Genomic DNA, 13,192 nt, shown 5'->3' with positions numbered 1-13,192 from the left:
CACGACGTGGTCCAGCCCCACCGGATTGAATGAATTCTCCTACGCCAGGACACCCTGTATCTCATGCGCCATGATCATCGCTTCGAGTACGTGACGCAGGGTCAATGGCCGCTCGCCTTTCGCCAGACGCTGCTGCGACAGATGGTCGGCGACGGCAAGGATACCGCCGAGGTTGTCAGAGGGGTGCCCCCACTCCGCAGCCAGCCAGGTATCGTTGTAGTCCAGCCACCGAATGATGCAGCCGATATCCCAGGCGGCCTTCACCGGGTCCAGTCGAAACTGCGTTCCCGGCACACGGGCCCCGTTGGGAACGACCGTACCCTCCACCAGCGGCCCCAGATGCTTGGTACATTCCGGGAAGCGCAGCGCCAGCAGTCCGCAGCCAAGCGTATCCAGCAGACAGTGCCGGGCGGTATCCAGCGCCTCCCGACTGTCGACCCGATAGTCGAGCACATAGTCCGCGATGGCCTGGAGTTCCGGATCGTAGTCGGGGCGCTGGTTGAGATCGACATTGGCACTCATGGCGTTTCCTTGAATTTGTTGCTCGTCAATGGACCTTGGCTCGAAGCCCGAATTAGCGACGCTGCTCGATCGGCACCCAATCGCGTCGTTCCGGGCCGACGTAATCGGCACTGGGTCGGATGATGCGGTTGTTGGCGCGCTGTTCGAAGACGTGCGCGCTCCACCCCGTCAAGCGGGAACAGACGAAGATCGGCGTGAACAATTTGGTGGGGATGCCCATGAAGTGATAGGCGCTGGCATGGTAGAAGTCGGCGTTGGGGAAGAGCTTCTTCTCTCTCCACATGACCTCGTCGACACGCTCCGATACGGCATAGAGGTGATTGTCGCCGACATCATCCGCCAACTGTCTCGCCCACTGCTTGATGATCGCGTTACGGGGATCGGATTCGCGATAGATGGCGTGACCGAACCCCATGATCTTGTCCTTGCGCTCGAGCATCTCGAGCAGACTGCGCTCCGCTTCGTCCGGCGTCGACCAGCGGCTGATCATCTCCATTGCCGCTTCGTTGGCCCCACCGTGCAGTGGCCCTCGCAGCGAACCGACCGCACCGGTAATGCAGCTGTGCAGATCCGACAATGTCGACGCGCAGACCCGGGCCGTGAAGGTGGAGGCGTTGAATTCGTGCTCGGCATAGAGGATCAGCGAAACGTTCATCACTCGCGCATGCAGGTCGGACGCCGGCTTGCCATGCAATAGATGCAGAAAATGACCACCGACGGAGACGTCGTCCGTTTCGGTCTCGATACGCTCGCCATGATGCGAATATCGGTACCAGTAGTTGAGAATCGACGGCATGACGGCCAGCAGCCGATCCGCATGCTGCTGCTGATCTTCCATGCGCTGCTCGGTTTCCAGATTGCCGAGCATCGAAGTACCGGTGCGCAACACATCCATTGGATGCGCATCCGATGGGATCTGCTCCAGCACTCTTTTCAGCGGTTCCGGCAGCGAACGGGAGCGCTGGAGGAAGGCAATGTAATCATCCAACTGTGACTGATTGGGCAGCTCCCCCTTCAGCAACAGATAGGCGACCTCCTCGAAGCGGGCGTTCTCGGCGAGTGCCTGGATGTCATAACCACGATAGGTGAGCCCCGAGCCGCTCTTGCCGACCGTGCAGATCTCCGTGGAGCCTGCACTCTGTCCTCGCAGTCCGGTGCTTTTGGGTCTTTCCGACATGATGGTCTCCTCCGCTCATTCGCCGCCTTTCTCGAAGAGCGTATCCAGCTTGCGTTCGAAGGCGTGGTAATCGAGAAACTCGTAAAGCTCCTCTCGCGTCTGCATCGAATCGACGATGTCTCGCTGATGCCCTTTGGCGTGAATCTCCTGATAGACCTTGAGTGCCGCCGCGCTCATCGCACGAAATGCCGACAACGGATAAAGCACCATGCGACAGCCGACCTCCCCCAACTCCTGCTGGGAGAACAAGGGCGTCGCGCCAAACTCGGTGATATTGGCGAGAATTGGCGCATCGACCCCCTCACAAAAAGCCCGGTAATCGTCCAGGGTATGAACCGCCTCGGCGAAGATCGCGTCGGCGCCGGCTTCGACGCAGGCATTGGCACGCTCGACGGCGGCCGCGAGCCCCTCTTTCTGGAAGGCATCGGTGCGTGCAATGAGGTAGAAATCCGCGTCGTGACGAGCATCGGATGCCGCCTTGATGCGATCGACCATCTCCGCCTGGGAAACGATCTCCTTGTTGGGCCGATGTCCACAACGCTTCTGGGCCACCTGATCCTCGAGATGGACGGCCGCCACGCCGGCCCGCTCCATCTCCTTGATCGTTCGTGCGATATTGAAAGCCCCGCCCCAACCGGTATCGATATCCACCAGCAGCGGCAGGTCACAGGCGCCAGTGATGCGGCGGGCATCTTCCACGACATCGTTGAGCGTGGTCATGCCCAGATCCGGCAGCCCGTAGGACGCATTGGCCACGCCACCGCCGGAGAGATAGAGCGCATGGTGCCCGACCGCCTTCGCCATCATCGCGCTGTAGGCGTTGATGGCACCGACGATGGGAAGCGGACGATGGGCGGCTAGCGCAGCCCGAAAGCGTGCACCGGGACTCGATGACGTCATGATTCGATCCTTGAGGTGTGGGGAGAAGGCGCCGGCTCTTCCACCAGCGTTCGAGCGTAGTGGGCGGCGACGTTTTCGCGGGAAGCGCTGACGTGGCGACGCATCAGCAGTTCGGCGAGCTCGGCGTCACCCGCCTCGATCGCGTCGACGATGCGATGATGCTCGACGAAGGCGCGTTGCGGCCGGGAGCCCTTGGCGCTGAACTGGGTACGATAGAGCCGCACCAGGTAGTAGAGGTCATCGCACAGCAGCGTCATCAGCATACGATTGTGGCTGCCCTGCACGATGCGGTAATGGAAGTCGAGATCGCCTTCCCGCTGGTAGTAGGCTTCGCCACTGGCCAGGTCTTCCTGCCGTTCGTGAAAGGCGAGAACGCCGCGCAGTCCCGCAATCTCCTCGGCCGTCATCGAAGTCGCCGCCAGCCTCGCCGCCATGCTCTCCAGCGCCTCGCGCACATCGAACAGTTCCAGCAGCTCATCCATCGAAAGCTTGACGACACGGGCACCGACATGGGGCACGCGCTCGATCAGCCGATAGGTTTCCAGACGACGCATCGCTTCCCGCAGGGGCCCGCGGGAGATACCGTAATGGGAAGAGAGTTCCGGCTCCGTGATACGGGTACCGGGAGGCAGCTCGCCGCGAACGATCGCGCGCTGAAGCTGGTGAAAGACACGCTCGGCCAGTGTGCGAACCACCGGCAGCTCGGTATCGGCATCGTGACTGTCAAAATGGGATTGGGACATTAAGTTGTTAACAATAAGAGGGCGTACTCCTATCATAGGCGCGGCTTTTTTCTCGGGCAACGTAAAATAACGCTCATTAAATGGCACTTTAGTCGAGAGACAGAAAATGGGAACCTCGAAATTGTCGACAATTTGAGGTCCCGCTTATCGCGTCCCTCCACTGCTGCACCCGCCCGCGCGGCGTCTCGATGCCGGATATTGCCCGTTCGCGCAGCGCGTGGAGGGCTCGCTCATCACTACGACTCCCGATAAACTTGCCGGCCGGCGTAAACTGCCCGCTATCCCGGGCGCGGCTATCGACGCCGGGTCGTCGTTCATTCGTCTGGAAAAGGTATTCATGGCTGGCGCGAGACCCTGGCTCGAGATAGCCGACTTCCCCTATGCGCCCGATCCGGGCCCGCTCTTCGAGCGACTGCAGCGACGTCCTGATGTCGTGCTGTTGGATAGCGGCCGCCCTGACGCCCCGGGCGGCCGCTTCGACATCCTCAGCAGCGACCCGTTGGCGACACTGACCATCGACGACTGTCGAACTCGATGCCAGCCATCGATATCCCTGCCGGAAGAACCATTCGCGGCCCAGCGCGCCCTGCTGGACCATGCCGAAGCCGAGTGGCTGCCACGCCTGCCCGCCTCCTTTGCCGCACAGACCTCCAACCTGCCCTTTATCGGTGGGCTGATCGGCCACTGGAGCTATTCACTGACCACGGCGCAAGACAAGAGCGACCGCCCACGTCACATCGATCGTCGCCCGGGGCCAGAGCTGCCCTCGGCCAGGCTCGGGCTCTACGACTGGGCGCTGATCCAGGCTCACGAGGCACGGCGTACCTGGATGGTCGCGACCGCCGAACGCCGCCGGCAGGTAATGGAGTGGCTGAACGACGCCGCGACGCCCGCTTCGTCGGACTTCACCTTGACCGGGGCCTTCGTCGGCGATATGGACCGCTGCGGCTACGCCAGACGCTTCCAGCGCGTCATCGACTATCTCCATGCTGGCGACTGCTACCAGATCAATCTGGCACAGCGCTTCACCGCCCGTTTCGAGGGCAGTACCTGGCAAGCGTATCGCCGCCTCCGTCGCGCAACGCCCACGCCCTACGGCGGCTATCTCGCTTGGGATGACAAGGCGATCCTGTCCCTGTCGCCCGAACGATTCATCGGCGTCGTGGATGGTCAGGTCGAGACCCGGCCGATCAAGGGCACTCGCCCTCGCGGGTCGACGCCCGATGAAGACCGGCGCCTGGCGCTCGAGCTTCAGCGAAGCGACAAGGATCGTGCCGAGAACGTCATGATCGTGGACCTGCTGCGCAACGACCTGGGCCGCGTCTGCCGCCCCGGCAGCGTTACGGTCCCGCAGCTCTGCGGACTGGAGAGCTACGCCAACGTCCACCATCTGGTCAGCGTCGTGCGCGGTGAGCTGGCTTCCCCCGCGACACCGCTGGACCTGCTGGCCGCCGCTTTTCCCGGGGGCTCCATCACCGGCGCGCCCAAACATCGCGCGATGCAGATCATCGATGAGCTCGAACCCAGTCAGCGCAGCGTCTACTGCGGCAGCCTGGGCTATCTCGACCGACGTGGTCGACTGGACACCTCGATCGCGATACGCACCGTCGTCGCCGACGGCGATACCCTGCATATCTGGGGCGGCGGCGGGCTGGTGGCGGATTCGGACGAGGAAGCCGAATACCGGGAGACGCTCGCCAAGATCGAACGATTGATGCAGGCACTGACGGCCCCTCATCAGGTCGGGAACGATTCCCAATAACATTCCATTGGTTTACGCTGCCCGACGCCATCGCCAAACAACGAACCCCACCTTGAAAGCCACGACGATTTCATCCCGTGCCAAGACCCACGAAACCACGGTCCATCGCTACCTCGCCCGTCAGCGCCGCCAGTACTGGCTGATCGCGCTGACCGCGATGGCCACGCTGGTCTCGCTGATGATCGATATCGCCACCGGGCCAGGCGCCTATCCGCTAATCGACGTGGTGAAGACGCTGGCAATGCCGTCGGAGGCTTCCCGCGTGCTGCAGGTCGTGGTCTGGGAGATCCGGCTGCCGGTCGCGACGATGGCCATCGTCGTCGGCGCCAGTCTTGCCGTCGCTGGCGCGGAAATGCAGACACTGCTCAACAATCCCCTCGCCGACCCCTTCACGCTGGGGATCTCTTCCGCAGCCAGCTTTGGGGCAGCGCTCGCCATCGTGCTGGGGTTCGGACTCCTGCCGGTGGCCGGCACGCTGCTGCTGACCGCCAACGCCTTCATCCTGGCCATGTTCGCCTCGCTGGTGATCTGGGCGCTGAGCCGGCTGAAAGGCGTCAGCGTGCAGACGATGGTGCTGATGGGGATCGCGATCATGTTCTTCTTCAATGCCTTGTTGGGAATGCTCCAGTACGTCGCTTCCGCCGAGTCGCTGCAGCAACTCGTATTCTGGTCGCTGGGCAGCTTGAGCAAGGCAAGCTGGGGGAAAGTGGCGCTGGCGGCCCTGGCGCTGTTTGCCACCATGCCGATCTTCATCCGGGCCAGATGGCAATTGACGGCCCTGCGCATGGGAGAGATCCAGGCCAAGTCCATGGGTATCGACGTCGGCCGGCTGCGCTTGCGCATGCTGCTCTGCTGTGCGCTGCTTTCGGCGACTGCGGTCGCGTTCGTGGGGACCATCGGTTTCGTCGGGCTGGTCGGGCCGCACATCGCTCGCCTGGTGGTCGGCGAGGACCAGCGCGTCTTCCTGCCGATGTCCGCACTGACCGGCGCGCTGATCCTCTCACTGACCTCGATTCTCTCGAAGACGCTCATTCCCGGCATTCTGCTGCCGATCGGCATTTTGACCGCGCTGATCGGCCTGCCGTTCTTCGTTTCGCTGATCCTGCGCTCGCGCAAGGAGATCTGGCGATGAACCTGCGAATCGAGCGGCTCGACTGCTCGCTGGGAAAACACCGGATACTGCGCGATATCTCCGACCTGACCGCGCGACCCGGCGAGATAACGGCACTGATCGGCCCCAACGGGGCGGGAAAATCGACGTTGCTGAAGGCGATCGCCGGCATCGAGCGTGCCAGCGGGCGCATCCTCCTCGACGGTGAGCGAATCGATGCGCTACCGCTCGAGCAACGCAGCCGGCGACTCTACTACCTCCCCCAGGACACCGGCACCCAGGCCGCGCTGAGCGTGTTCGAGGCCGTTCTGCTCGCGCGTCGAACCCAGGTAGCCGAACCCGCCGCCCAGGCCCTCTCGGCCGTCGAACGCGCACTGACATCGCTGGAACTCGAACCACTTGCCGAGCGCGAGCTGGTGGCGCTGTCCGGCGGCCAGCGCCAGCGCGTCGCCATCGCCCAGGCCATCGTACGCAGCCCGGCACTGTTGATGCTCGACGAGCCGACCAGCGCACTGGACCTCCACCACCAGTTGCAGGTACTCGATTACCTGCAGCGCTTGGCGCGCCGGGAAGCGATCACCGTCATTCTGGCCATTCATGACCTCAACCTGGCCGCGCGCTTTGCCGATCACCTCTGGGTCATCAAGGAGGGACGCCGGGTCGTCAGCGGAAACCCGGGAGAGGTGTTGACGCCAGCTCGCTTGCGGGAGATCTACGCCATTGATGCCCACGTCGACTGGCCGCCGGATGGCCCGCCGCGTATCACGCCCCTCTCGGCGCTGCGCCCACTCGGCGCTTAATAATCAGAAGATCGGTTCTCACCACCATGTAGATAATTTGGTTATATATCAATCTAACCAAACGGTATTGGTCCACGCCTGAAGAGGGTTGGTAGAGTGACGGCCATCCCACTTACCTCGGCGGGCCTCGTCGGCAACTCAGACGCGCCCTCCAAAGGAGTCACTCATGGCGTTCGACCTCGATGCTCTCAATCGTGAAATCGGTCACGCTCCCCTGGCCATTACCGAATTCGCACTGGGCCTGGATCAGAAGGCGATCTGCACCACCAATTTCCGCCCGTTCGAGGCCGTGATCCTGCACCTGGTCACTCGCGTTCGTCCCGACATCCCCATCGTCTGGATGGATAGCGGTTACAACACCCCCGCAACCTACCGCTTCGCCGAGGAGCTGACAAAGCGGCTCGATCTCAACCTGACCATTTACCATCCGCATCGCTCTCGGGCCCATCGCGAGTCCGTGGAGGGCCCGACTCCGGAGATCGGCGACCCACGCCACGCGGCGTTCACGGAGGAGGTAAAGCTCGAGCCCTTCCGTCGCGCGCTGGCCGAGACGGCGCCGGACATCTGGTTCACGGCGCTGCGGGCCGAAGACACTCCGGAGCGTTCGCGCATGCAGCCACTGTCACGCAATGCCGACGGCCTGCTCAAGGTGGCGCCGGTGCTGCACTGGACCGCCAAGCAGATGTACCAGTACCTGCAGCAGCACGATCTGCCCAACAATTTCGACTACTTCGATCCGACCAAGGTCGAGGAAAAGCGCGAGTGCGGGCTGCATCTGCAGCACTGACTCGCATCGGAATAGAGCGCAAGGAGCCCCGCCACTGGCGGGGCTCCTTGCATTCGGGCGCGTTTCGGGTCCCCGGGGAGCGGACTCTCAAAGGACTGGCAGCTGAATTCCCTTGAACAGCTCGGCCTCGTGTCGCGGGCCCGCCGCCAGCGCGCGCTCGACGGTCTCTCTATCCAGGTGCGGCGCCATGCGCTTGACAAAGTCGTACATGTAGGTCCGCATGAAAGTGCCGCGGCGAATGCCGATCTTGGTGGTGGAACTTTCGAACAGATGCGAAGCATCCACCGCGACGAGATCGCTGTCCGCAACCGGGTCGACCGCCATGTGGGCGACGATGCCGATGCCGAGACCCAGTCGCACGTAAGTCTTGATCACGTCGGAATCGGCTGCGGTGAGAACAACATTGGGGGTCAGGTCACGGGACTTGAACGCGTCGTCGAGCTGAGAGCGGCCGGTGAAACCGAAGACGTAGGTCACCAGCGGATGCTCGGCCACCCGTTCGAGCGTCAACTCACCGCTCGCCAGGGGATGCCCCTTGGGGACGAGGACACAGCGGTTCCAGCGATAGCACGGTAGCAGCACCAGGTCGTTGAACAGCTCGAGGGACTCGGTGCAGATCGCGAAATCTGCTGACCCCTCGCTCACCATCTGGGCGATCTGCTTGGGCGTTCCCTGCTGCATGTGAAGGGCGACATCCGGATACTTCTGGCGAAATTCGCCGATCACGCTGGGCAGCACGTAGCGCGCCTGGGTATGCGTGGTGGCGATCGCCAGACTGCCGCGGCGCTCGTCACTATGTTCCTGGGCGACGTGCTTGATGTCATCGACCGTCCGCAATACCTTGCCGGCCAGCTCGACGATCGCCTCTCCCGCCGGCGTGACCCGAGTCAGATGCTTGCCGCTACGCGCGAATATCTCGACGCCAAGCTCGTCTTCCAACAGGCGAATCTGCTTGGAAATTCCAGGCTGTGACGTGAACAGGCTCTGGGCGGTCGCCGAGACATTGAGCTGATGCCGTGTCACTTCCCATACATAGCGCAACTGTTGGAGCTTCATGAGCAACCTCGTGGCTTCCAGAATCGTCAAAACGGCATAAAAAACAAGACATGGATTACTTTACGCAATAAGTCGCGGGGCGTGAAGAGCCAAAGGATCGCCACAATTGGGTATGAAAAAGAGACGTTTAATAACCTGGCGCTATCGTCCCGATAAACCGTGAGATTTGCCACCACCCTGTGCAAGGGCTAACATCGCCTCCATCAGCTCGAAAAGAGCGCAATGTCTGCAGGAGTTAACGTCATGTCCAACAATGTCGATGTCACCACCGCCAATTTCGAGCAGGAAGTGTTGAACGCGGACAAGCCGGTGCTGCTCAAGTTTTGGGCGCCGTGGTGCGGCCCCTGCAAGATGATGGCGCCCGTCGTCGACGAAGTCGCCGACGAGAAAGCGGATGACATCAAGGTCGTCAGCGTCAACGTGGATGACGCCCCGGAGATCGCCTCCGAGCACGGTGTCCGCGGCGTCCCCACCGTGATGCTGTTCAAGTCCGGTGCCAAGGTGGCATCACTGGTCGGCGCCCAGTCCAAATCCCAGTTGACGCAGTTCCTCGAACAGAACGGCTGATCTCTCGATACGCCGCTCTTCACAAGAAAGCCGCGCTCCCGGGAGCGCGGCTTTTTTGTGCCTGAAGCAGCGAGATCGGCAGACCGGGCTCGAGTCACGGACACTACTCCACCTCCTCCTCCAGTTCGTCCAGCGCTTCCTGGACCTTGCGCTGGTGGCGACGGCGGCGCTCCGAAGGACTCAGCATCTTGGCGATCCAGCGTGTCTCGGGATGGCTGTCCAGCGCAATCTTGAGCGTCATGGTCAGCGGAACCGACAGCAGCATTCCCACCGGGCCCAGGATCCAGCCCCAGACCACCAGTGAGAGAAAGGCGACCAACGTCGAGAGCCCCATCGTCCGCCCCATGACACGCGGCTCGACGATGTTGCCCAGCACGAAGTTGATGGTCAGGTAGGCGCCCGCCAGCGTCATCGCTTTCACGACTCCGCCTTCCGGCATCGCCAGCGTCAGCAACACCGGTGGTACCGCGGCCAGCACCGAACCTATGTTGGGGATGTAGTTGAGAATGAAAGCCAGCGCTCCCCACAGCAGGGCGAACTCGACGCCGACGAGCCAGGCCGAGATGGTGACCAGCACGCCGGTGACCAGGCTGATCGCCGTCTTCACTGCCATGTAGCGCTTGAGGTTGTAGCTGAACTCCGTGAATCGCTCCAGGCTCGGCCCCGGATTGGTTAGCGCCCTGGCCACCTTCTGCCGGAAATCCAGCGTCTCGAACAGCATGAAGTTGACCATCAGCAGGATGACCAGGCTCTGGGACAGCACCAGACCTAGCCCACTGATAAAGCCGGACACCCAGTTCTGATCTCCGGAGTCGTCGACCATGCTGGACAACTGCTGCGGGGAGACCGAAAGCCCCTGATTCGCCAGCCACTCCAGCAACGTCAGGTAGTGGCCTTCCAGCTGCTTCTGCATCTCGGGCCAACTATCCATGAACATCGTGAAACTGTTGCCCAGCAAGGTGCCGAACAGCGCCAGCAACCCTCCCAGTATTAGCAGAGTGATCAGGACTGCCGCGTAGGAATTGACACCGCGTCGATAGAGCCAATGGACCGGCGAGGTGCAGATCACCGCAACGAACAGCGACAGCAGAATCGGGATGATGAGGCTTTCCGCTGCGCGCATCCCCGCGATGATGATCGTCAGTGACGCCAGCGTCAGCATCAAGTTGAAGGGAACGTTACGAAAAGCGGGTTCCTGTCCGGGCGACATAAGCAAAATCCTGGTGGTACACGTCCTGTGGGCCACGACATTAGCACGATCCCGCCGCGGGTACGTTGCTGCGGCGCAAACTTCGAAGCCGGCCTTAGGCCTGACGACAAGCGCCCCCGAGTCGTCGACTCGGGGGCGCCAGATTCCCAGGGTATGGCTACGATCGTGAGCGATCAGCCATAACGGCCGGTGATGTAATCCTCAGTCCGGGACTCTTTCGGCTGGGTGAATATCTTGGTGGTGTCATCACACTCGATCAGGCTTCCCAGATACATGAACGCGGTGATATCGGAGATTCTTGCCGCCTGCTGCATGTTGTGGGTCACGATGACGATCGTGTAATCCTTCTTGAGCTCGTTGATCAGGTCCTCGATGTACCCGGTCGAGATCGGATCCAGTGCCGAGGTCGGCTCGTCGAGCAGAATCACCTCGGGCTTCACGGCGATGGTTCGCGCGATACACAAGCGCTGCTGCTGGCCGCCCGAGAGCGCCTGACCGCTCTGCTTGAGCTTGTCCTTGACCTCGTTCCACAGGGCAGCCTTGCGCAGGGCCCACTCCACCCGCTCCTCGAGATCCCGGGCGGAGAGCTTCTCGTAGAGGCGAATGCCGAACGCAACGTTGTCGAAGACCGACATCGGGAACGGCGTCGGTTTCTGAAACACCATGCCGACCCGGGAGCGCAGCAGGTTGAGGTCGATCCCCGAGTCGTAGATGTCATGCTCGTCGAGCAGGATCTGGCCCTCGGTGCGTATCCCCTCGTACAGGTCGTGAATCCGGTTGAAGCAACGGATCAAGGTGGATTTGCCACAACCCGACGGCCCGATGAACGCCGTGACCTGGCGTTCGGGAATTTCCATGGTGACATTATTGATCGCCTGGAACTTTCCATAATAGAGGTTCAGGTCGTTGACGCGCAGCTTGGTGGCGATCTGCGATACGGCTGCCGCTTCAACGGCGCCGGTGTCGCGCTTCTGGTCGAGATGAATATCGGCTGTCATGGCGGTCTCGCAGCTGGGAATCAGGAACGCTGGCGCGAGAAGTAGCGCGCCGCAATGTTCAGAATCAGGATGGCAGCGGTCAGGATCAATGCCCCGCCCCAGGCCAGAGCGACCAGGTCGGGAATGAAGGCGTTGATCGTCATGTTCTGGTAGATGGTCATCGGCAGGTTGGCCATCTCGCTACCCAGGTCGAAGAAGTTCCACTGGTTGGAGTTCAGCGACGTGAACAATAGCGGCGCCGTCTCGCCGCTGATGCGTGCGAACCCCAGCAGAATTCCGGTCATGATGCCGGCACGTGCGCCGCTGTAGCAGACCCGCACGATGATCCACCAGCGATGGGCACCCAGCGCGGCGGCCGCTTCCCGCAGCGAGTTGGGGATCAAGCGCAACATGTCCTCCGTCGAGCGGATGACCACCGGCACGATGATGACCGTCAGCGCCAGTACGCCGGCCCAGCCGGAAAAGTTGCCCATCGGGACCACCACCACGGCATAGATGAACAGGCCGATGATGATCGAAGGTGCCGAAAGCAGAATGTCGTTGATGAAGCGGATCACCTTGGCCATCAAGCCCTTGCCGCTGTATTCCGCCAGCCAGGTACCGGCGGCGACACCAATCACGGTCCCGATCACCGTGGCGGCGCAGGTCATGAGGAAAGTCCCCCAGATCGCGTTGCCCAGCCCCCCGCCGTTCATGCGGGTGCGCTCGACGAACGTCGACGGCGAGATCGACCCGATCCCCTTGGTCACCAGGGTGAAGAGGATGGCGAAAAGAAAGACGAAACCGATCACCGTCGCCAGTTGACAGAGCACCATCACCAGCTGATTGAGGCGCTTGCGGCGACGATAGAGTGGCGTTTGCTTGATATCCATGGTTCTCTCCCGCCGCTCAGGCGTGGCGACCGGTGCTGTTGCGCAACAGGTAACGCGCGAAAGCCAGCACCGCGAAGGTGATCAGGAACAGAATCAGACCCAACGCCAGCAGCGCCGAACGCTGTGTCCCGTCGGACTCGGAGAACTGGTTGGCGATCAGCGCCGCGATCGAGGTTCCCTGCCCCGTCAGGGTGGTGCTAAGGAACAGGTTATTGCCGATGACGAACGTCACCGCCATCGTTTCCCCTAGCGCACGTCCCAGTCCCAGCACGACGCCGCCGACCAGCCCGCCCTTCACCGAGGGCAGGATGACGCGCCGGGTCACCTCCCAGGTGGTGCAGCCCAGTCCATAGGCGGATTCGCGCATGACCGCTGGAACCGTATTGATGACGTCGCGGGTCACGGCCGTGATGAAGGGAATGATCATCACCGCCAGAATGATGCCCGCCGTCGCCAGGCCGGTGCCGGCAGGAAAGACCGTGGGAAACCAGGTGCGCAAAAGCGGTGCCAGCACCTCCATGCCCCACATGCCGTAGATAATCGAAGGAATTCCCGCCAGCAGCTCGATCAAGGTACCCAGCGGCTGTCGCAGGAACCCCGGGCACTGCTCGGTCAGGAAGATCGCGATGCCGAACGAGACCGGCACGGCGATGACGATGGCGATGAATGACGTCAACAGCGTTCCAT

At 62.0% G+C, this 13,192-nt stretch carries 13 protein-coding genes and 1 pseudogene; 5 read left to right on the top strand and 9 right to left on the bottom strand.

The genetic code is table 11. The features are described from left to right. Window positions 1-42: 42 nt before the first annotated feature. The 4 genes and pseudogenes from AC3AYF_RS11115 to AC3AYF_RS11100 all read right to left on the bottom strand — a co-directional run. A pseudogene (locus tag AC3AYF_RS11115) lies at window positions 43-522 on the bottom strand (MmgE/PrpD family protein); the annotation flags it as partial. Window positions 523-574: 52 nt separating this feature from the next. After that, window positions 575-1,699: a bifunctional 2-methylcitrate synthase/citrate synthase gene (prpC, locus tag AC3AYF_RS11110; protein ID WP_295040678.1), complete on the bottom strand. Its 1,125-nt coding sequence runs from the start codon at window positions 1,697-1,699 to the stop codon at window positions 575-577. Window positions 1,700-1,714: 15 nt separating this feature from the next. Next, complete coding sequence (gene prpB, locus AC3AYF_RS11105) at window positions 1,715-2,599, bottom strand: methylisocitrate lyase (protein ID WP_295040680.1); 885 nt, start codon at window positions 2,597-2,599, stop codon at window positions 1,715-1,717. Then, window positions 2,596-3,342 (bottom strand): GntR family transcriptional regulator, encoded by a 747-nt coding sequence (locus AC3AYF_RS11100; RefSeq protein ID WP_295040682.1) that lies wholly within the window; start codon window positions 3,340-3,342, stop codon window positions 2,596-2,598. Before AC3AYF_RS11100 ends, prpB begins: the two co-directional genes overlap by 4 nt. Before the next feature lie 337 nt (window positions 3,343-3,679). Here AC3AYF_RS11100 and pabB point away from each other — a divergent pair, with 337 nt between their 5' ends. The 4 genes from pabB to AC3AYF_RS11080 all read left to right on the top strand — a co-directional run bounded on the left by pabB (window position 3,680) and on the right by AC3AYF_RS11080 (window position 7,802). Further along, the gene (gene pabB, locus AC3AYF_RS11095; RefSeq protein WP_487779738.1) at window positions 3,680-5,104 is read left to right on the top strand and encodes an aminodeoxychorismate synthase component I; all 1,425 of its coding nucleotides are present in this window, start codon (window positions 3,680-3,682) and stop codon (window positions 5,102-5,104) included. 52 nt (window positions 5,105-5,156) lie between these two features. Continuing rightward, window positions 5,157-6,236 (top strand): FecCD family ABC transporter permease, encoded by a 1,080-nt coding sequence (locus AC3AYF_RS11090; RefSeq protein WP_295040685.1) that lies wholly within the window; start codon window positions 5,157-5,159, stop codon window positions 6,234-6,236. Beyond that, the gene (locus AC3AYF_RS11085) at window positions 6,233-7,015 is read left to right on the top strand and encodes an ABC transporter ATP-binding protein (protein WP_487779737.1); all 783 of its coding nucleotides are present in this window, start codon (window positions 6,233-6,235) and stop codon (window positions 7,013-7,015) included. The genes AC3AYF_RS11090 and AC3AYF_RS11085 overlap by 4 nt, the downstream gene beginning before the upstream one ends. A gap of 166 nt (window positions 7,016-7,181) precedes the next feature. Next, on the top strand, window positions 7,182-7,802 hold the full coding sequence (locus AC3AYF_RS11080; RefSeq protein WP_295040835.1) for a phosphoadenosine phosphosulfate reductase domain-containing protein: 621 nt from the start codon (window positions 7,182-7,184) through the stop codon (window positions 7,800-7,802). Between the two features lie 87 nt (window positions 7,803-7,889). Here AC3AYF_RS11080 and cysB read toward each other — a convergent pair whose 3' ends face one another. After that, window positions 7,890-8,858 (bottom strand): HTH-type transcriptional regulator CysB, encoded by a 969-nt coding sequence (gene cysB / locus AC3AYF_RS11075; protein ID WP_149437854.1) that lies wholly within the window; start codon window positions 8,856-8,858, stop codon window positions 7,890-7,892. Between the two features lie 243 nt (window positions 8,859-9,101). Between cysB and trxA the strand changes: the two genes are divergently transcribed. Then, window positions 9,102-9,425 (top strand): thioredoxin, encoded by a 324-nt coding sequence (gene trxA, locus AC3AYF_RS11070; protein ID WP_110602432.1) that lies wholly within the window; start codon window positions 9,102-9,104, stop codon window positions 9,423-9,425. A 103-nt stretch (window positions 9,426-9,528) separates the two neighbouring features. Here trxA and AC3AYF_RS11065 read toward each other — a convergent pair whose 3' ends face one another. The 4 genes from AC3AYF_RS11065 to pstC form a co-directional block, all read right to left on the bottom strand. Then, window positions 9,529-10,635 (bottom strand): AI-2E family transporter, encoded by a 1,107-nt coding sequence (locus AC3AYF_RS11065; RefSeq protein WP_295040831.1) that lies wholly within the window; start codon window positions 10,633-10,635, stop codon window positions 9,529-9,531. Between the two features lie 173 nt (window positions 10,636-10,808). Next, window positions 10,809-11,633: a phosphate ABC transporter ATP-binding protein PstB gene (gene pstB, locus AC3AYF_RS11060; RefSeq protein ID WP_295040829.1), complete on the bottom strand. Its 825-nt coding sequence runs from the start codon at window positions 11,631-11,633 to the stop codon at window positions 10,809-10,811. 20 nt (window positions 11,634-11,653) lie between these two features. After that, window positions 11,654-12,505 (bottom strand): phosphate ABC transporter permease PstA, encoded by an 852-nt coding sequence (pstA, locus tag AC3AYF_RS11055; RefSeq protein ID WP_295040827.1) that lies wholly within the window; start codon window positions 12,503-12,505, stop codon window positions 11,654-11,656. A gap of 16 nt (window positions 12,506-12,521) precedes the next feature. Beyond that, window positions 12,522-13,192 (bottom strand): phosphate ABC transporter permease subunit PstC (pstC, locus tag AC3AYF_RS11050; protein WP_295040825.1); only part of this gene is annotated, 671 nt, incomplete at its 5' end.

The sequence above is a fragment of the Salinicola sp. genome, assembly GCF_982684285.1.
This window is presented reverse-complemented; position numbering and strand designations above follow the sequence as displayed.